This window comes from Azospira sp. I09 (genome assembly GCF_009177135.1).
GTDB lineage: Bacteria > Pseudomonadota > Gammaproteobacteria > Burkholderiales > Rhodocyclaceae > Azospira > Azospira oryzae.
In genome coordinates, this window is sequence record NZ_AP021844.1 from 1,011,855 (window position 1) to 1,030,326 (window position 18,472).

Consider the following 18,472-nt stretch of genomic DNA (forward strand, 5'->3'; position numbering starts at 1 on the left):
CTGCCTTGCCGCACGCCGGTCAAGGCATTGCACCACCGCTCCCGCCAGCAGAAGCCGCTGAACCATGCCGCTCCCGGAAACCACCCCGCCGCCGGCCCTGCCCGACTACGCCGAGCTGCACTGCCTCTCCAACTTCTCCTTCCTGCGGGGCGCCTCCCACCCGGAGGAATTGGTACAGCGGGCCGTGGAACTGGGCTACGGCGCCCTGGCCGTCACCGACGAATGCTCCTTCGCCGGTTCGGTGCGGGCCCATGTGGCGGCCAAGGCGGTGGGCCTCAAGCTCATCCACGGCACCGAGATCGTCCTCGCCGACGGCCTCAAGCTGGTGCTGCTGGCGCAGAACCGGGAGGGCTACGGCAACCTCTCGGCCCTTATCACCCTGGCCCGGCGCCGGGCCGAGAAGGGCGCCTACCGCCTCACCCGGGGCGACCTGGAAGGCTTCGGCCCCAGCGGCGCCCTGCCCGACTGCCTGGCCCTGTGGGTTCCAGGGCCGCAGTTCGACTCGCCACCCGACCCCGCCGACGGCCGCTGGCTGGCCCAGCGCTTTCCAGGCCGAGCCTGGCTGGCGGTGGAACTCCACGCCGGGCCGGACGACCGGGGCCGCCTGGAACAACTGCAGCAACTGGCCGCCGACTGCGGCCTGCCGCTGCTTGCGGCGGGCGACGTGCACATGCACAGCCGCGCCCGCCGCCCCCTGCAGGACGTGCTCACCGCCCTGCGCCTCAACACCACGGTGTTCGCCGCCGGCCACGCCCTCCACCCCAACGGCGAACGCCACCTGCGCCCCCGCCTGCGCCTGGCCCGGCTCTACCCGCCCGAACTGCTGGCCGAAACCCTGGCCGTGGCGGCCCGATGCACCTTCTCCCTGGACGAGCTGCGCTATGAATACCCGGAAGAAGTGGTGCCCCACGGCCTCACCCCCGCCGCCTACCTGCGCCAGGAGGTGGAAGCGGGCCTCACGGTGCGCTACCCGCAAGGCGTGCCGGAGAAGGCCCGGGCCCAGGTGGAATACGAGCTGGGCCTCATCGCCCGGCTGCAATACGAGGCCTACTTCCTCACCGTGTACGACATCGTGCGCTTTGCCCGCAGCCGGGAAATCCTCTGCCAGGGCCGGGGTTCCGCCGCCAACTCGGCGGTGTGCTACGCCCTGGGCATCACCGAGGTGGACCCGGCCAAATCCGAACTGCTTTTCGAGCGCTTCATCTCCGCCGAACGGGGCGAGCCGCCGGATATCGACGTGGATTTCGAGCACCAGCGGCGGGAGGAAGTAATCCAGTACCTCTACACCAAATATGGCCGGGAGCGGGCCGCCCTCACCGGCGCCCTCATCACCTACCGCACCCGGGGGGCGCTACGGGACGCAGGCCGGGCCTTGGGCTTCGGCCGGGAGCAGATCGACGCCCTGGCCAACACCCTGGCCTGGTGGGACAAGCAGGACGAACTGCCCGAGCGTCTGCGGGCCGTGGGCCTGGACCCGGAAAGCCCCCGGGTGGCCAAGTGGCTGGCGGTGAGCCGCGCCCTGCGGGGTTTTCCCCGGCACCTGTCGCAGCACGTAGGCGGCTTCGTCATCTCCCGCGGGCCCCTGTCGCGCCTGGTGCCCATTGAGAACGCCGCCATGGCCGAGCGCAGCGTCATCCAGTGGGACAAGGACGACATCGACGCCCTGGGTCTGATGAAGGTGGATGTGCTGGCCTTGGGCATGCTCTCCGCCATCCGCCGCGCCCTCGACATGCTCGGCGCCCGGGACGGCAAGCCGGTGCGCCTGCAAGACATCCCCCGGGAATCGAAAGCGGTGTACGACATGCTCTGCCGGGGCGACAGCCTGGGCATCTTCCAGGTCGAATCCCGGGCCCAGATGGCCATGCTGCCGCGCCTCAAGCCGCGCCAGTTCTACGACCTGGTGGTGCAGGTGGCCATCGTGCGGCCCGGCCCCATCCAGGGCGACATGGTCCATCCCTACCTGAAGCGGCGCCACGGCGAAGAGAAAATCGAGAAAATCTCCCCGGCGGTGGACAAGGTGCTGGAGCGCACCTACGGCGTGCCCATCTTCCAGGAACAGGTGATGCAGCTGGCCGTGGTGGCCGCCGGCTTCACCCCCGGCGAGGCGGACCAGCTGCGCCGGGCCATGGCCGCCTGGAAGCGCAAGGGCGGCCTGGAACCCTTCGAGCAGAAGCTCATCCGCGGCATGCAGGAGCGGGGCCTGCCCGAATCCTTCGCCCGGCGCATCTTCGAGCAGATCAAGGGCTTCGGCGACTACGGCTTCCCCGAATCCCACGCCGCCAGCTTCGCCATCCTGGTCTATTTCTCCGCCTGGCTGAAACGCTTCGAGCCCGCAGCCTTCCTCTGCGGCCTGCTCAACGCCCACCCCATGGGCTTCTACGCCCCCGCCCAACTGGTGCAGGACGCCCAGCGCCACGGCGTCACCGTGCTGCCCCCGGACGTCACCCACAGCGCCTGGGAATCCCTGCTGGTGGAACTGCTGCCCGGCCATCCCCCCGCCCGCCCCCGCACCGTGCGCCTGGGCCTGCGGGAAATCGCCGGTTTCAACCAGGCCGCCGCCGAGCGTATCGTCGCCGCCCGGCAGGAAGGACCCTTCCAATCCGTGGCCGACCTGGCCGCCCGGGCCGGACTGCAGCGTCCGGAGCTGGAACGCCTCGCCTCCGCCAACGCCCTGCAAGCCCTGGCCGGCCACCGCCGCGCCGCCGCCTGGGAAAGTGCCGCCGTGGAAAACACCGGCCAGCCCCGCCACCATGGCAGCCGCAGCGGCCATGGCCAGGAGGCGGAACAGAGAAAGGAAAAAGGAAGAGGAAACGCCAAAGCCCCGGGCAGACACAGCAGCGCCAGCGACGCCGCCAACGCAACAGGCCGCAGCAAAAACGGGATGGACGAAAGAGACGAGAGGGGCCACGCCCTCCCCATCCAGGGCGACCTCTTCGCCGCCCTGCCCCCGCCCACAGAAGCGCCGCCGCCCCTGCCGACTCCCACGGAAGGGGAAGACCTGGTGGCCGACTACGCCACCCTGGGCCTCACCCTGGGCCGCCACCCCCTGGCCTTGCTGCGGGAGCGCCTCACGGCGGGCCGCTTCATCACCGCCGCCGAACTGCGGGCCGCGCCGGACAAGAAACTGGCCCGGGCCGCCGGCATCGTCACCCACCGTCAGCGCCCCGGCACCGCCAGCGGCATCGTCTTCGTCACCATGGAAGACGAAACCGGCCCCATCAACGTCATCCTCCGCCCCGAACTGGTGGAAAAACAGCGCCGCGAAACCCTGGCCGCCCGCCTCCTGGGTGTCTACGGTCAACTCGAATCCCGCCACGGCGTCACCCATCTGGTGGCCAAGCGGCTGGTGGATCTGACGCCCCTACTGGGCCGGCTGGCGACGCGGAGTCGGGATTTCCACTAGGGCATCAACGTCATCAGCCCAACCGGGCAATACGGGAGGCGGCTTCATCCATCCGCTGGCTGATCGCCTCGATGCAGGGAGCAAAGCGGCCGGAGAAGCCATCGCAATCCCGCAGCCGGGCCAGGAAGGTTTCAGCCAATGCCAAAGCCTCGCGCCAAATGGCGCCATCAACCGAAGCCGACAGCGAGAGCGGAGAAAGCGGCGGCAGCGTATCCACCACCACGCCGCTACTTCTCGGCGCAAACCCCATGGGCAACATGTCGTAGGCCGGTGCCAGCCGATACGGGCGGCCTTCGCCACTGAGAAACGACAAGTTCCCCCCGTGCATGTCCGTATTGCCGATCAAGGTACCAAAGGCCCACAGCCGCGCCGAACCGGCGACGGCGTCGGGGTGAACATGGCCATCCGCCACCAGGCGGCGCACCAGGGCGGGCCAAGGCGCCGCCGCATCGCCCACGAACTCCGCCTCCAGGGCGCGCAGGGAGAAGACGCCCACGCGGCCCAGCTTGCCGACGCGGTCAAAGCGCGGCACCTCCAAAAAGCGCTGGCCGCCGAAATCAAACACCTCGGTTTCCACCCCCAGCACCGCCAGGGCCAGATGCTCGGCCAGCAGGAGATCACGCCACCGCTCACTGACCGGGTTGTCGTCCGCTGCCGAAAACTTCACCAGCACATGACCACGGGCAGAATAGGCACAGAACTTCGGCTGCTCCCCACCGGCAGAAGAGCCGGGAACCTCCCCGGCGCCAACGGCCCGGGCCAGGGCAGGGTATTCGGCCTCCCGATCAACCGGGGACGGTTCCGCCATGCCAATGAAACGGTCGCGGGACAAATCCCCGATCAGCAGGTTGCCAATGGCGTCATGCCCATGAGCCAGGAGCGCCCGGATTACCTCCCCATCGCCCCAATGCTCCGGGTTGCCCGGCAACCCCAGGGCTCCCGCATAGGCGGAGGCATAGGCCCGACCGAGATAGCCCTGGGGCCGCATATCCAACAACCACCACGGCAATCCATCGCTATGCAGCGTCATCCCGTCGGCCTGCACCATGACAAACCCCGCCGGGCGAACCGGCACGAGCTGGCCTAACTCCCGAATCTGCCCCGCCTCGCTGACACGATAGATCGGCGCCGCCGTAAAGCCGCGCGCAGCATCCCGCAGGGCATAACGAATAGCGGCGCCGGCGCCGATACGAATCACCTCATCCCCCAGCGCCGCCAGCGCACGGGACATGGTCGGCTGGCTAATCCCCGTCTTTTCAACAAGTTGGCGAGACGACAGCGGCCCCTGCCCAAGCAGAAGACGAAGGGAATCGGAATGGCGAGTCATGGCGATGAATGGCTAAATGAATAGATATATGAATAACTATTCTAGCCGCCCGACAAGCTCCCGTCACAGCAATTTCCACCGGCGCACGGCGGCAGAGGAAAAGAGCCCTCAAGTCCTGCGGTGGCATCGCTCGACAGCGGACCGCTTCATCACCGCCGCCGAACTGCGGGCCGCGCCGGACAAGAAACTGGCCCGAGCCGCCGGCATCGTCACCCACCGCCAGCGCCCCGGCACCGCCAGCGGCATCGTCTTCGTCACCATGGAAGACGCCCATCAACACCAGCGCCCCGAACTGGTGGAAAAACAGCGCCGCGAAACCCTGGCCGCCCGCCTCCTGGGCGTCTACGGCCAACTCGAATCCCGCCACGGGGTAATCCATCTGGTGGCCAAAGGGCTGGTGAATCTGACGCCGCTACTGGGCCGGCTGGCGACGAGGAGTCAGGATTTTCATTAAGGAGCGACTGTCTGCCCATTCCTGTCGTTCATATGGTTGGGACTTCAACCTTCTGACCGTCCGTAACCATCCAGCCTGCTACCGTTCGAACATCTCAAACAGGGGGGACTCGTATGATCACCCCTCACATGTGGCCCCTAATCACCGATCATCATGCCCCTGACCTTGAGACAACAATACAAAGACCGTATTATTATGCACATCGGATATATATTAGTAATTTAGTTCGAGCTGCCAAGATTTTTTTGCAAGTCTTGCTTTTAAACACCCAGACTCAACAACAAAAAACAATTAATTTAAGGAAATTTCAACGATGTCACTAGACTTAGATTATTTAAAATTAAAAATTGAACTATTTTTACTACGGAAAAAAGCAAAAAAAACATTTCCTGAAGACCTTTCGAATTTAACCCTCTGGTCTCAATCCACTGGATTAAAGGTAGCAGTCATAGATAACGACGGATTCAATTTAAAGACAAATCTTGAATCCATCGGCGTTTCAGTAACAGTATTTTACGATTACTTCAAACCAGTAAGCCAACGGCAAGAAAAAAGAAAACCATACCCTTTCAGCCAGTACGATATTATACTCTGCGATATAAATGACGTCGCATCCGGAAATGATGGCTTTGGCGAGTTACAAGGCGTGGGTGCAATTGAGGCACTTAGATATAATTTTCCATTTAAAATGATAATTGCTTACACCGGAAATCCAGCAGCATTATCCAGAAGAATTAAAAAAGAAAAAAGTTCAAATTTGGTAGACAAAATATATGACAAACAGTGGGCACCAGAAGATTTTATGGAGACTTTTAAAGAGAGTTCCAAATCATTCTCCAATCCTGAAGCTCGCTGGCAATTTATTAGAAATAGACTGACATACCTAGATGCAAAAGAGAAGGAAATTGATAAAATCCGGGAAGCATTTGTATACTCATGTCTTCTCAAAGGCAACCCAAAATTTCTCTTAAGAGCAGATGCAGAGCTCGAAAATTTGACGCAATCAACATTAAAATTCCTTCAACAAGGCTCCATGTCTGATGCTTTGCGCAGCGGGCTCTCTGGCCTTGGTTTAATTAGTGATGTATTTGGCATTGTTGCTGCAATCAAAGGAACATAAATGGATAATGAACAATTTTTTGAGAGATTTCGAAATTTATCACGAGACATTCAATTTAATACTCAAAAATTAAAGTCCAAGATCGATGAAAAAGCCCCACACGATCAACTCACTGAACTACTCTCCATACTGGAGGAAAGCTGGCAGGATTTCTCTTCATGGGTAACACTATCGACACTTGATAGCGATGAAGATTTATTAGAAAACTGCGCCCCGGGATTTTTATCACTTCAATCAAAAATAAATCGTTTGATAAAAAAGAATTTTCGAGCCTGCAACCCAAAAAAAATGTCTATCCGTGACAATCACAATTACAAATCATATGGTGATTTAAAAATTCAAACCTATATACAATATTTTGAGCAGATTCTTGACCTTGTGGTCAATAATGCAATCAAATACTCTCCCCCATCATATGGAATCGATATCGACTGGGAGAGAATAACCGGATCAAACCGACTAAAAATTAGCATCATTTCAACAGGCCCATTTATTGAATTGGAGGAAAGAGCACGACTAGGCGAAAAAGGGTTTCGCGCCAAGAGCGCATTAAATACAAAAGTTACCGGATCAGGATATGGCCTTTACAATGTTAAACGCTTGGCAAATCTGCTAAAAGGAAGTGTTGCATTTAGAGTTGGGCAACACGTGTATGATTTTAATCAGGTACCTTATGGAAAATTTCAGATTGATATTGTGCTACCCATCGATATTGAAATGACTACCTAACATCATCAATGCTCGTTACCGATAAGGCACCAGAATTTCGAGTCAACATTCAATTCACTCCCTCCGTCCGAACCATATTTCCTACTTGCCCCATGCCCCCCACCCTCCCCCAACAACTCACCTTCCTCCGCGAAATTGACCGGCTGAAAAGCGTCGTCCGGCTGACGCCCCTGATCGACCGCTCGCGGCGGGAGAACAGTGCGGAGCATTCCTGGCATCTGGCCCTCTATGCCCTGGTACTGGCGGAACATGCGGCGGGGGAGGTGGATGTGCTGCGGGTGGTGAAGATGCTGCTGATCCACGACATCGTGGAGATCGACGCGGGGGACGTGCCCTTCCACGTGCCGGAGACCCATGCGGGGCAGGCGGAGCGGGAGCGGCTGGCGGCGGAGCGCCTCTTCGGCCTGCTGCCGGAAGCCCAGGCGGTGGAGTTCCGGGAGCTGTGGTTCGAGTTCGAGGCGGCCGAGAGCGACGACGCCAAGTTCGCCAAGGCCCTGGACCGCTTCCAGCCCATGCTGCACAACGCCGCCACCGAGGGCGGCACCTGGGTGGAATGCGCCGTCACCCTGGAGCAGGTGAAGCAGCGCTGCCGCCCGCCCATCGAGAAGGGCTCCCCCGCCCTGTGGGCCGTGGCCGAGCAGATGGCCGAGGCCCACCTGGGCCCGGCCGGTAGCGAGACGCCGGACCAGGCCGCCTGAGGCCCGGTTCCGGGCCTCGGTAAATCCTCCTTCTGCCCGCAGGGCCCCGCCCGGGGGCGGGCTTGCCGCCTAATCCACACCCGCCACGCTCGCCCCATCCTGCCCCGGCCTGCCGAAGCGGGTCGGGGGCGCTTCCGCCAGGGGGCTGTCGGCCTCCATCTCCGGCTCGCCCTGGCGGCGTTGCAGGGGAATGACGCCGGCCCAGGCGGGCCAGGCCAGATCCTCCGCATCGTCCTTGGGGCCGCCCTGGCGCACCTTGGCCGAGGCTTCGGCCAGGGACAGGCGCAGCACGGCGGTGGCGTTCACCTCCTTGGCCGTCATCGGCCGCAGCTCCTCCCAGCGCCCCGGGTAGAGGCCTTCGATGAAGGCCCGCAGGGCCCGGTGCTTTTCCTCCGGCTCGGTCACCGCCTCGAAGCGGCCGTAGATCACCACGGAGCGGTAGTTGAGGGAGTGGTGCATGGCGGAGCGGGCCAGCACCAGGCCGTCGGCCAGGGCGATGCTGACGCAGACCTCCCCGGCCAGCAGGGCCTGGCCCAGGCGCGAGGCCTTGGCGGCGTGCAGGTAGAGGTGGTCGCCCTCGCGCCAGTGCAGGGTGGGAATGGCGTGTACGCTGCCCTCCCACTGAAAGGCCACGGTGCACAGCAGGCCCGCATCCACGATGGCGGCGACGCTGGCCAGGTCGTAGGCGGCCCGCTGGGGCCGGCGCAGGACCCGGGTGCGGGCGGAAGGGCTAGAAGAGGCGGAAGGGCCGGAAGGGTTTGGGGAAGGCTGGGATTCGCTCATGGCGGCAAGCTCCGGTGAATGGAAACAGAGCCAGCCTAAGGCTTGCGTGGTACCTTCTGTAGCGCCACCAAACACCTCATTCATGGAGCCACGATGGAACTGGACTGGCTGCTGGCCCCGCCCCTGCCCGAGGCCATGCCCCGGCAGCGCCTGCTCTACCACCGCCTGCGGGATGCCATTCTCTGCGGCCGCCTAGCCCCGGCCACGCGCCTGCCGGCCAGCCGCGCCCTGGCCGATTCCCTGGGTATCGCCCGCAACACGGTGCTCTTCGCCTACGAGCAGCTGACGGCCGAAGGCTGCCTGGTGGCGGACCGCCAGGGCACCCGGGTGGCGCCCCTGGCCGCCCTGGGCGCCGCCGCCGATGCCCATGCCCAACGCGGCCCGGCCCCGCCTTCGCCGGGGCTGTCGGCCCGGGCCGAGATCGCCCGCCAGCCCGCCGTCGTGCCCCATGCGCCGCCCCTGCCCTTCAGCCCGGGCATTCCGGATTACGGCCCCTTTCCCTTCCGCGCCTGGCGGGGCTGCCTGGAGCGGGCCTGGCAGGAGGTGAGCTGGCGGGAACTGGGCTACACCGCCCACGGCGGCGACCCGGCCCTACGCCGGGAGCTGGCGGGCCACCTGACCACGGTGCGAGGCCTGCCGGTGGCGGCGGAACAGATCGTCATCACCAGCGGCACCCAGAGCGGCCTGGACCTGTGCGCCCGCTTCCTGGCCGACGCCGGCCACACCGCCTGGCTGGAAAACCCGGGCTACCAGGCGGCCCGCATCGCCTGGAGCCTGGCCGGCCTGGCCCTGCACGACGTGGCGGTGGACGAGGGCGGCATGGCGCCGACGGCGGCGGACTGGGCGGAACGGCCGCCCCGGCTGATCCTCCTCACCCCCTCCCACCAGTACCCCACGGGCCGGGTCATGCCCCTGGGGCGCCGGCTGGACCTCATCGAGCAGGCCCGGCAGGCCGGCGCCTGGATCGTCGAGGACGACTACGAAAGCGAATTCCGCCGCGCCGGCCCGGCGCCCCCGGCCCTCTTCGGCCTGCAGGAGGAGGCGCCGGTGGTCTATGTGGGCACCTTCAGCAAGACCCTCTACCCGGGCCTGCGCCTGGGCTATCTGGTGCTGCCCCGGGGCATCGCCGCCGACTTCGCCCTGGCCGCGGCCCAGACCACCCGGGCCGGCCAGGGCATCGAGCAGCGGGCCCTGGCGGACTTCATCCGGCGCGGCCACTACACCGCCCACCTGCGCCGCATGCGCGCCCGCTACGCGGCCCGCCAGACGGCCCTGCGCCAGGCCCTCAGCGCCGCCCTGGGGCCGGGCCTGCGACTCGGCGGCGGCGAGGCCGGCCTGCATCTGGTGCTGGAACTGCCGCCCCAGCAGGACGACCGGGCCGTGGCCGCCCGCGCCGCCGCCCTGGGCCTGGGCCCGCGCCCCCTCAGCCACTACGCCCGGCCCCCGGTGCGCTGCAACGGCCTGGTGCTGGGCTACGGCAATCTGGAAACGGGCATGGTGGGCGATGCGGTGCAACGGCTGAAACTGGCCCTGGCCCTCGGGGAACCGCTGCCGGGCTGAGACAGGGGCGGGCACGGGGAAGCGGGGCACGGCCGCTTTTTCGCGAACGCCCGGAACAGGTCCGGGCGGGCAGGACCGACCCCAGCCGGGAACGGGCCCGGCGCCGCCCACCGCTCATCCCGTCGGCATGAAGCCAGAACCTGCCGCAGCCAAGGCCTGCCGCCCGGGCCGGGGCGGAAAATCGTCCTTAAACGACGCTGCCGCCTCGCCTAGAATGAAGACGGCGACGGCGGTCCGGCAGCGGCAAAGATGGCGCCGTTGTGAGAGAATCCGGGCCCAGAAACCAATCGGGGCGCCCGCCGGCGCTTTCCCCACCTGCAAATCCATAGGCACACCATGAGCACCCAAGGCACGCAGCGCCGCAGCACCTTCGACAAGATCGAGATCGGCCAGAAGTTTTTCGACCCCATCAGCGCCGAATACTTCGTCAAGCTGACCGACACCACCGCCGCCATGGTCACCGGCATCGGCGACGGCACCATCCCCGACGAATTCGAACCGGAAGACGTGGTCCGCATCGACGGCTAAGGGGCTTCCCAGCCCCTCCGCCCCGACCCGCCCCGGCCGGCCACTCCAGGCCGGGGGCAGCCAAGGGGCAGAAAGCACAGGCGCCATGGACGCACCCGCCCCCTGGGGCAATCTGCTGGCCGTTCCCGACGGCCCCCTCGACGGAGAGCGCTTCGACGCGCTGCTGGCGGGTGGCGCCTTTCGCCTCGAGCGCATCGTTTCCACCGGCCAGTCCAGCCCGCCCGGTTTCTGGTACGACCAGGAGGACGGCGAATGGGTGGCCCTGCTCAGCGGCGCCGCCGAACTGCAGTTCGAGGACGAGGCCGAGCCGCGCCGCCTGGCCCCCGGCGACTGGCTGCACATCGCCCCCCACCGCCGCCACCGGGTGCACTGGACCGCCCAGGACCAGACCACCGTCTGGCTGGCCATCCACTACCGTTAGCCGCTCCTGCCGGCTGCCCGCCGGGCGGCCCGCATGCCCGCAGCGGCGACTGCCGGCGCCCTTCCCAGCCTTGCTTCACACCCCGTCTTGCGCCAAGCCCCGCCGCTGCTGCGCCCGGGACCGTGCCGCCCTGCCCTAGCGGTAGTCGATGACCGAGCCGTCGGCCCGGCGCAGCACGATCTGATCGCTGCGCTGGATGCCGTCCACGGCCCGGCGGCAGAGGTCGAGGAAATGCTGGATGCCCCGGGTGCGGAATTTCTGGCGGTGGATGATGAAGTGGAACTGGCGCCGCAGGTTGAGCCCGGGGGCCGGCAGCTCCGCCAGGCTGCCGCGGCGGAAGGCTTCCTTCAGGGCCAGGCGGGAAATGCAGCCGATGCCCAGGCCCGCCTCCACTGCCCGCTTGATGGCCTCCGTGTGTTCCAGTTCCAGCGCCACTTTCAGCCGGGGCAGCCGTGAACCCAGCGCCCCTTCAAGAGTCTGGCGGGTACCCGAGCCGGGCTCCCGCAGAATCCAGGGCTCGGCCAGGAGGTCTTCGAGCGTGGCGTCCTGCCTGCCCGCCAGGGCATGGTCCGGGGCGGCGAAGACCGCCAGTTCGTCCTCGATCCAGGGCGACACTTCCAGATCCGGGTGCTGGCAGACGCCCTCGATGAGGCCGAAATCCAGCTCGAAATTGGCCACCTGGCGGATCACCGTGGCGGTGTTGTGCACCTCCAGATGGACCCGGCCCCGGGATTCCTCCGGCCGCCCGCCCATGAACTCCCCCAGCAGCAGGGGCGCCAGGTAGTTGCCGATGGTCAGGGTCGCCCCCAGGCGCAGGGGGCCGCCCTCACCCTCGCCCTGCAGCAGGGCCTCCACGTCCCACCCCTGGTCCAGCAGGGCCTGCACCCGGGGCAGCAGCTGGCGCCCCAGTTCGTTGAGCTGCAGGCGCTTGCCGTGGCGGTCGAAGAGGCGGGTGTCGAACTGCTTTTCCAGCTCGTTGAGGCTCATGCTCACCGCCGACTGGGACAGGGACAGGCTCTCCGCCGCCCGGGAGACGCTCTCCTGGCGGGCCACGGCGACGAAGGATTCCAACTGGCGCAGGGTGAATTTCATGGCGAGGGGCCTTGCTTATCAATTTATCTGACGGATTATATAAATTTAATTCGGTTCATCTATATGAACCCGGCCCCTAGAATCCGTTCCAACTTCCCGTCACCTTTGTCCCCACGATCCGCGAAAGTCCTGCCATGTCCTCGTTCATCCACGAAGAAGTCACCAGCGTGCATCACTGGAACGACAGCCTGTTCAGCTTCAAGACCACCCGGGACCCGGGCCTGCGCTTTCGCACCGGCCAGTTCGTCATGATCGGCCTGGAAGTGGAGGGCCGCCCCCTGATGCGCGCCTACAGCATCGCCAGCGCCCACTACGAGGACCATCTGGAATTCTTCAGCATCAAGGTGCCGGACGGCCCCCTCACCTCCCGCCTGCAGCACCTCAACCCGGGCGACAAGATGCTGGTCAGCCGCAAGCCCACCGGCACCCTGGTGCTGGACGACCTGAAGCCCGGCAAGCACCTCTACCTGCTGGGCACCGGCACCGGCCTGGCCCCCTTCATGAGCGTGATCCGGGACCCGGAGGCCTACGAGCAGTTCGACAAGATCGTGCTGATCCACGGCGTGCGCACGGTGAGCGAACTGGCCTACTCCGACTTCATCGAGAACGAGCTGCCCAACAATGAGTTCTTCGGCGAGCTGGTGCGGGAAAAGCTGATCTACTACCCCACCGTGACCCGGGAACCCTTCCGCAACCAGGGCCGCCTCACCGACCTGCTGGAAAGCGGCAAGCTGTGCGCCCAGATCGGCCTGCCCCAGCTCAACCCGGAAACCGACCGGGCCATGCTCTGCGGCAGCCCGGCCATGCTGGCCGACACCAGCGCCATGCTGGACCGCCTCGGCTTCCAGGTTTCCCCCCACATCGGCACCCCCGGCGACTACGTCATCGAGCGGGCCTTCGTGGAAAAATAAGGCGCTTCGCGCGCTGCCAAAAACCGGGCCCGGCGTCCGGTTTTTTTTCGCCGGCGGCAATCTCAGTCCGCCATGCCGGCAGTCGGCTCTCGACACCGCGGCGGCATCCTGCCGGCATGAATTTGTGAAACTTGATTCACATCAAGTTTTCGACTTTCCAAGGTACTGGATTGCAAGGAGAAAATCCGCCCCCCACACCACCCCCGCGCCATCGCTTGCCAGACGCCATCTTTCGCCCGTTGCACAAAAAAACCAAGACGACATCAACGGGGGTTGGACATGGAAATCACGACAGGTGAGAGCATCGCCTCGCCAACGCTCATGGAAGTCCTGCAGGAAGTGCTGCAGGACTCCAAGATCGCCCACCGGGTCAGCTGGGAACGCTGGGCCCCGGGCACCCTGTGGCAGTCCTGCCACAACCGCAGGCAAAGTCTGTTCGTGGTCCGCCACGGCCGCCTGGAACTGGCGGTGACGGATGCGGAAGGCCGGGAACGCTCCCTGCGCCTGCTGGCCGAATCGGAGCTGTTCGGCACCGAGGCCCTGGCCGCCGGCCCCGCCGCCGAGGGCGAAGCAGCCCGGCAGGATTACGGCATCCGCGCCATTACCTATTCCGAAGTGCTGCAGCTTCCCCTGGACATCGTGGACCAGCTGATCGCCCAGCTGCCCCTCTTCCGCAAGGCCCTCACCAGCAGCATCGCCAACCACATCTGGGCCCTGGAACGGGAGCGGGAACACGGCCGCTCCATGCCCACCAACAACCGTCTGCTGTGCTATCTGCGCTGCGGCGAAAACGGCATCCGGAGCGGGCAGAAGCCTAGCGGCAAAGCCACCCTGCCCATGCACCTGCTGGCCCGGCGCATCGGTTGCAGCGCCGGCCACCTCTCCCGCTCGGTCAGCACCATGGTGCGCCAGGGCATGCTGCTGCGCCAGGACGGGCGCCTGCAATTGCAGGGCGACGGCGAACGGCCCTACGCCTTCTGCGAAGGCTGCGCCTAGGCGCCAGGCCAGCTCACCGTCACGGCAGGAAGGCCCGGGTACGTGAGTCAGACTCAGTAAGGCAAGGGGAAGCGGCGGCACAGTTCCGCCACCTGGGCCCGGACCGCAGCGGCGACTGCCGGGTCCGGCGCTTCCGGATTGGCGGCCAGGGCTTCGAGCAGATGCACGATGAGACCGCCGATCAGGCGGAACTCGGCGGTGCGAAAGCCCCGGCTGGTGCCGGCCGGGCTGCCGACGCGGATGCCGGAAGTGACCATGGGCTTTCGCGGATCGTGGGGAATGGCGTTCTTGTTGAGGGTGATGCCGACCCGCTCCAGGGCCTTCTCCGCCACATTGCCGGTCAGATTCAGGGGCCGCAGGTCGGCCACCGCCAGATGGGTGTCGGTGCCGCCGGAGACGATGCGCAGGCCGCCGGCCGCCAGGGTCTGGGCCAGGGCCTGGGCGTTTTCCACCACCCGGGCCGCATAGCTGCGGAACTCCGGTTGCAGGGCCTCGCCGAAGGCCACCGCCTTGGCGCCGATCACGTGCATCAGGGGCCCGCCCTGCAGGCCGGGGAAAACGGCGGAATCGATGGCCTTGCCGAGGGCCGCGTCGTTACTCAGGATGAGGCCGCCCCGGGGCCCGCGCAGGGTCTTGTGGGTGGTGGAGGTCACCACGTCGGCGTAAGGCAGGGGCGACGGATGGGCGCCGCCGGCGACGAGGCCGGCAAAATGGGCCATGTCCACCAGCAGCCGCGCCCCGACCCGGTCGGCGATGCGGCGGAACTCGGCGAAATCGAGAATGCGGGAATAGGCGGAACCGCCGGCGATGATCAGCTTGGGCCGGTGTTCATAGGCCAGGTGTTCCACTTCCGCCATGTCGATGCGGTGGTCGTCCGCCCGCACGCCGTAGGCGACGCCGCGGAACCACTTGCCCGACTGGTTCATCGGCGCCCCGTGGGTCAGGTGGCCGCCGGCGGCCAGGCCCAGGCCGAGGATGGTGTCCCCCGGTTGCAGCAGGGCCAGATAAACGGCCTGGTTGGCCTGGCTGCCGGAATGGGGCTGCACGTTGGCGTAGGCGCAGCCGAAGAGGCTCCGGGCCCGGGCGATGGCCAGGGCTTCCACCCCATCCACCGGGCCGCAGCCGCCGTAATAGCGCCGGCCCGGGTAGCCTTCCGCGTACTTGTTGGTGAGCACCGAGCCCTGCATTTGCAGGACGGCGCGGCTGACGATGTTCTCCGAGGCGATCAGCTCGATCGAATCCCGCTGCCGCGCATATTCGGCGGCCACGTGGCGGGCCGCTTCGGGGTCGATGCGGCCCAGCGCTCCGGCGACCTGATCGCATGGCGGCCGGGGCAGATCATTTGGGTTGTTCATCTCGCGTTGCCTTTCTCTGTTGCTGATGGACGAGGCGCCGGCAGCCCCGGCGCCCATTGCTGGTTCCCGCCCGGGCCCGTGCCTAGCGCCCTTCCCCGGCCGCGGACTGGCCCAGGCGGGGCATGCCGCGCAGGAGGCGCAGGTCGCCGTGGATCAGGGCGTGGGCCGCCAGACCGGCGAGCAGGCCCCAGAAGGCGCCCCCCAGGCCGAACAGGGTGACGTTGGCGGCGGTGGCGAGAAAGGTGATCAGGGCTGTTTCCCGGCCCCGCAGATCCACCAGGGCAGTGGCCAGGCTGCCGCCGATGGCGCCGAGCAGGGCCAGGCCGGCCAGGGTGGTGATGAAGGTGGGCGGCAGCACCACGAAGAGGGCCGCCAGGGTGGTGCCGAAAATGCCCACCAGGGTGTAGAACACGCCGCAGGCCAGGCCGGCGATGTAGCGTTTGCCCGGCTCCTCGTGAGATTCCCTGCCGGTGCAGATGGCGGCGGTGATGGCGGCGACGTTGAAGGCATGGGAGCCGAAGGGCGCCATCAGCAGGGAGCCCAGCCCGGTCACCGCCAGGATGGGGCTGGCGCTGGTCTTGAAGCCGTCGTTGCGCAGCACCAGCATGCCCGGCATGTACTGGCCGGTGAGGGTGATGACGAAGAGCGGCAGGGCCACGCTGAGCAGGGCATTCACCGAGAAGGCGGGCGTGGTGAACACCGGCAGGGCCAGCTTCAGCGAGACCCCGGCGAAGCTGGCCTGGCCGAGCCCGAGCAGCAGCAGGATGCCGGCCACCAGCACGCCGACGATGGCGTAGCGGGCGGTGAAGCGGCGCAGCAGGGCATAGGTCAGCACCAGCACCCCCACCAGCAGCGGGTCCATGCCGGCGCCGCCGAAGGCGCCGATGCCGAAGCGCAGCAGGATGCCGGCCAGCAGCCCGGCGGCGATGCCGGGGGGAATCATCTTCACCACCCGCTCGAAATAGCCGGAGACGCCCAGCACCATGAAGCCGACGGCGGAGAGCATGTAGGCGCCGATCATTTCCGCATAGGGCGTGGTCGGCAGCACGGCGATGAGAAAGGCGGCGCCGGGGGTGGACCAGGCGGTGATGATGGGCTCCCGGTAGCGGTAGCTCAGCCAGGCGCCGGTCAGGCCGACGCCCACGGAAATGGACCAGATCCAGGAGGCGGTCTGCTCCGGGCTCAGGCCGGCCGCCTTGGCGCCCTGGAAAACCAGGATGAAGGTGCCGCCGTAATTGACGATGACCGAGATCAGGGCCGCCACGGTGGGATGCAGCAGGTCGGCAGGCTTGAGGGATTGAGTGTTCACGGGCGGTCTCCTGGGGCGTCGGTTGGCCTTGTCAGCCCCGCCAGTGTGGCGGCAAAATGGCCTTGTATAAATTGCCACTTTTGATAATTAATAAGACCACTTTGCCATTGAGCGTCCAGGTTCCGGCGGCGCCGAAAACATCTGGTGATGCCGTTCCGACCTCGATTGGCACCATTTCCGCCGGTTCGCTTGACCGAGCCACCCCTTCCCTCAACCCGATCCGTAAAGCCGCCCATGAGAACCCGCGCCACCGCCTACCCGATCTGGAACCGCTTCGCCCCGGAAGCGGGCAGCCGGCTGTCCATGCGCGAGCAGCTGGTTCGCTTTTTCCGCCAGGGGGTGGCGGACGGCACCCTGCAGGCCGGCATCCGCCTGCCCGCCTCCCGGGTGCTGGCGGCGGAACTGAAGCTGTCCCGGATCACCGTCTCCGGCGCCTACGAGCAGCTGATCGCCGAAGGCTTTCTCGAGGCGCGCCAGGGATCGGGGACCTATGTGGCCGCCCACGCCACCGGCCCGGTCCGGGCACCGGCTCCTGGGGGCAGCGCTTCGATCGCGTCTGCCGCTTCCGCCAGGAACACTGTCCCACGGCGGCCGGCGGCAGCCCCCGCAAGCACGCCGGGTTCCCAGCGCGCCCGCTGTCTGCGCGGCCCCGACTCCATGTCCATGGCCCAGGCCGCCTGGCCCCTGACGCCGGGCCTGCCGGCCCTGGATGCCTTTCCCTACGCCCTCTGGGGCCGCCTCGACGGCCGCTTCTGGCGCCGCCATCCGGCCCCCGACCTGTCCTACGGCGAGCCCCAGGGGCTGCTGGCCCTGCGGGTGGCCCTGGCCGAATACCTGGGCGCCGCCCGGGGCGTGGTCTGCCGCCCGCACAACATCATCATCGCCCCCGGCGCCCAGGCAGCCATCGCCATCGCCGCCCTGGCCCTGACCGATGCGGGGGATTCGGTGTGGGTGGAAAACCCCGGCTACGACGCCGCCTACCGCAGCCTGGTCCTCTCCGGCGTCACCGCGGTGGGCATCCGGGTGGATGATGCGGGCCTGGACGTGGAGGACGGCCGCCGGCGGGCGCCGGAGGCGCGGCTGGCCCTGGTCTCGCCCTCCCACCAGTATCCCCTGGGCGTCACCATGAGCCTGGAGCGCCGTCTGGCCCTGCTGCAATGGGCCGAGGAGGCCAACGCCTTCATCCTGGAAGACGATTACGACAGCGAGTTCCGCCACGAAGGGGCGCCGACCCCGGCGCTGAAGGCCCTGGATGCGCGCAACGGCCGGGTCATCTACATCGGCACCCTGAGCAAGCTGCTCGCCCCGGGCCTGCGGCTGGGCTATCTGGTGGTGCCCGACGAACTGGTGGAGGTGCTGCAGACGGTGCGCAACGGCACCGACCACCGGGTACCCGCCTCGATCCAGGCCACGGCGGCCGAATTCATCGGCAACGGCCATCTGGGCGCCCACATCCGCCGCACCCGGGCCCTTTACGGAGAGCGGCGGGCCGCCCTGCTCGATGCCCTCAGGGAAGCCGGAGAAGCGCGGTTTTCCGTCACCCATGCGGCCACCGGGCTGCACCTGCTGGCCCATCTGCCCGGGCGGGTGGACGACCTGGCCCTGGCCGCCGCCGCCCGCGCCCACCGCATCGGCGTCACGCCCCTGTCGGCCTACCGGGTCGGGCCCGGGGCCGGCGCCTCACGGGGATTGCTGATGGGCTTCGGCAACACCCGGTCGGAAGCGATCCGGGCCGCCGTACGCACCCTGCGCGGGCTCTATCCGGACGCCGGCTGAAACGGTGGCG

16 protein-coding genes are annotated in these 18,472 nt (G+C 66.4%); 11 read left to right on the plus strand and 5 right to left on the minus strand.

Features of this window, described 5'->3' with window-relative positions; genetic code table 11:
- Positions 1–64: 64 nt before the first annotated feature.
- Complete coding sequence (locus tag AZSP09_RS04695; protein ID WP_152089331.1) at positions 65–3,403, plus strand: error-prone DNA polymerase; 3,339 nt, start codon at positions 65–67, stop codon at positions 3,401–3,403.
- Between the two features lie 13 nt (positions 3,404–3,416).
- Here AZSP09_RS04695 and yjjJ read toward each other — a convergent pair whose 3' ends face one another.
- Positions 3,417–4,730, minus strand: a complete 1,314-nt coding sequence (yjjJ, locus tag AZSP09_RS04700) for a type II toxin-antitoxin system HipA family toxin YjjJ (RefSeq protein ID WP_152089332.1) — start codon at positions 4,728–4,730, stop codon at positions 3,417–3,419.
- Positions 4,731–4,758: 28 nt separating this feature from the next.
- Here yjjJ and AZSP09_RS04705 point away from each other — a divergent pair, with 28 nt between their 5' ends.
- The 4 genes from AZSP09_RS04705 (at position 4,759) to AZSP09_RS04720 (ending at position 7,731) form a co-directional block, all read left to right on the plus strand.
- Positions 4,759–5,184, plus strand: a complete 426-nt coding sequence (locus AZSP09_RS04705; protein WP_197739053.1) for a hypothetical protein — start codon at positions 4,759–4,761, stop codon at positions 5,182–5,184.
- 313 nt (positions 5,185–5,497) lie between these two features.
- A complete protein-coding gene (locus AZSP09_RS04710; RefSeq protein ID WP_152089333.1) occupies positions 5,498–6,304 on the plus strand; it encodes a response regulator in 807 nt (268 codons plus the stop codon).
- A complete protein-coding gene (locus tag AZSP09_RS04715) occupies positions 6,305–7,033 on the plus strand; it encodes a sensor histidine kinase (RefSeq protein WP_152089334.1) in 729 nt (242 codons plus the stop codon).
- Positions 7,034–7,125: 92 nt separating this feature from the next.
- Positions 7,126–7,731: an HD domain-containing protein gene (locus AZSP09_RS04720; protein ID WP_152089335.1), complete on the plus strand. Its 606-nt coding sequence runs from the start codon at positions 7,126–7,128 to the stop codon at positions 7,729–7,731.
- Positions 7,732–7,800: 69 nt separating this feature from the next.
- Here the strand turns inward: AZSP09_RS04720 and AZSP09_RS04725 are convergent, their stop codons facing one another.
- A complete protein-coding gene (locus AZSP09_RS04725) occupies positions 7,801–8,514 on the minus strand; it encodes a pyridoxamine 5'-phosphate oxidase family protein (RefSeq protein ID WP_152089336.1) in 714 nt (237 codons plus the stop codon).
- A 93-nt stretch (positions 8,515–8,607) separates the two neighbouring features.
- On the opposite strand from AZSP09_RS04725, the gene pdxR (AZSP09_RS04730) reads away from it, so the two are divergent.
- The 3 genes from pdxR (AZSP09_RS04730) to AZSP09_RS04740 all read left to right on the plus strand — a co-directional run bounded on the left by pdxR (AZSP09_RS04730) (position 8,608) and on the right by AZSP09_RS04740 (position 11,023).
- Positions 8,608–10,074, plus strand: a complete 1,467-nt coding sequence (pdxR, locus tag AZSP09_RS04730) for a MocR-like pyridoxine biosynthesis transcription factor PdxR (RefSeq protein WP_152089337.1) — start codon at positions 8,608–8,610, stop codon at positions 10,072–10,074.
- Between the two features lie 336 nt (positions 10,075–10,410).
- Complete coding sequence (locus AZSP09_RS04735) at positions 10,411–10,602, plus strand: hypothetical protein (RefSeq protein WP_014237316.1); 192 nt, start codon at positions 10,411–10,413, stop codon at positions 10,600–10,602.
- 85 nt (positions 10,603–10,687) lie between these two features.
- Positions 10,688–11,023, plus strand: coding sequence for a cupin domain-containing protein (locus tag AZSP09_RS04740; protein ID WP_014237315.1), 336 nt, complete (start codon positions 10,688–10,690; stop codon positions 11,021–11,023).
- Positions 11,024–11,158: 135 nt separating this feature from the next.
- On the opposite strand, the gene AZSP09_RS04745 is transcribed toward AZSP09_RS04740, so the two are convergent.
- Entirely contained in the window at positions 11,159–12,115 is a 957-nt protein-coding gene (locus tag AZSP09_RS04745) for a LysR family transcriptional regulator (RefSeq protein WP_152089338.1), read from the minus strand.
- A gap of 134 nt (positions 12,116–12,249) precedes the next feature.
- Here AZSP09_RS04745 and AZSP09_RS04750 point away from each other — a divergent pair, with 134 nt between their 5' ends.
- A complete protein-coding gene (locus AZSP09_RS04750) occupies positions 12,250–13,026 on the plus strand; it encodes a ferredoxin--NADP reductase (RefSeq protein ID WP_014237313.1) in 777 nt (258 codons plus the stop codon).
- 279 nt (positions 13,027–13,305) lie between these two features.
- Positions 13,306–14,022 (plus strand): Crp/Fnr family transcriptional regulator, encoded by a 717-nt coding sequence (locus AZSP09_RS04755; RefSeq protein ID WP_152089339.1) that lies wholly within the window; start codon positions 13,306–13,308, stop codon positions 14,020–14,022.
- Positions 14,023–14,075: 53 nt separating this feature from the next.
- On the opposite strand, the gene glyA is transcribed toward AZSP09_RS04755, so the two are convergent.
- Together glyA and AZSP09_RS04765 are read right to left on the minus strand one after the other, a co-directional pair.
- On the minus strand, positions 14,076–15,377 hold the full coding sequence (glyA, locus tag AZSP09_RS04760) for a serine hydroxymethyltransferase (RefSeq protein WP_152089340.1): 1,302 nt from the start codon (positions 15,375–15,377) through the stop codon (positions 14,076–14,078).
- An 82-nt stretch (positions 15,378–15,459) separates the two neighbouring features.
- Entirely contained in the window at positions 15,460–16,686 is a 1,227-nt protein-coding gene (locus tag AZSP09_RS04765) for a benzoate/H(+) symporter BenE family transporter (protein WP_152089341.1), read from the minus strand.
- 234 nt (positions 16,687–16,920) lie between these two features.
- On the opposite strand from AZSP09_RS04765, the gene pdxR (AZSP09_RS04770) reads away from it, so the two are divergent.
- Complete coding sequence (pdxR, locus tag AZSP09_RS04770) at positions 16,921–18,462, plus strand: MocR-like pyridoxine biosynthesis transcription factor PdxR (protein ID WP_152089342.1); 1,542 nt, start codon at positions 16,921–16,923, stop codon at positions 18,460–18,462.
- Positions 18,463–18,472: the final 10 nt, after the last annotated feature.

Coding starts and splice junctions, on each gene's coding strand:
- AZSP09_RS04740 (WP_014237315.1), top strand. CDS start 10,688: ATGGACGCACCCGCCCCCTGGGGCAATCTGCTGGCCGTTCCCGACGGC.
- AZSP09_RS04750 (WP_014237313.1), top strand. CDS start 12,250: ATGTCCTCGTTCATCCACGAAGAAGTCACCAGCGTGCATCACTGGAAC.
- AZSP09_RS04720 (WP_152089335.1), top strand. CDS start 7,126: ATGCCCCCCACCCTCCCCCAACAACTCACCTTCCTCCGCGAAATTGAC.
- AZSP09_RS04725 (WP_152089336.1), bottom strand. CDS start 8,514: ATGAGCGAATCCCAGCCTTCCCCAAACCCTTCCGGCCCTTCCGCCTCT.
- AZSP09_RS04715 (WP_152089334.1), top strand. CDS start 6,305: ATGGATAATGAACAATTTTTTGAGAGATTTCGAAATTTATCACGAGAC.
- AZSP09_RS04735 (WP_014237316.1), top strand. CDS start 10,411: ATGAGCACCCAAGGCACGCAGCGCCGCAGCACCTTCGACAAGATCGAG.
- AZSP09_RS04745 (WP_152089338.1), bottom strand. CDS start 12,115: ATGAAATTCACCCTGCGCCAGTTGGAATCCTTCGTCGCCGTGGCCCGC.
- AZSP09_RS04710 (WP_152089333.1), top strand. CDS start 5,498: ATGTCACTAGACTTAGATTATTTAAAATTAAAAATTGAACTATTTTTA.
- yjjJ (WP_152089332.1), bottom strand. CDS start 4,730: ATGACTCGCCATTCCGATTCCCTTCGTCTTCTGCTTGGGCAGGGGCCG.
- AZSP09_RS04705 (WP_197739053.1), top strand. CDS start 4,759: ATGAATAACTATTCTAGCCGCCCGACAAGCTCCCGTCACAGCAATTTC.
- glyA (WP_152089340.1), bottom strand. CDS start 15,377: ATGAACAACCCAAATGATCTGCCCCGGCCGCCATGCGATCAGGTCGCC.
- AZSP09_RS04755 (WP_152089339.1), top strand. CDS start 13,306: ATGGAAATCACGACAGGTGAGAGCATCGCCTCGCCAACGCTCATGGAA.
- pdxR (WP_152089337.1), top strand. CDS start 8,608: ATGGAACTGGACTGGCTGCTGGCCCCGCCCCTGCCCGAGGCCATGCCC.
- AZSP09_RS04695 (WP_152089331.1), top strand. CDS start 65: ATGCCGCTCCCGGAAACCACCCCGCCGCCGGCCCTGCCCGACTACGCC.
- pdxR (WP_152089342.1), top strand. CDS start 16,921: ATGAGAACCCGCGCCACCGCCTACCCGATCTGGAACCGCTTCGCCCCG.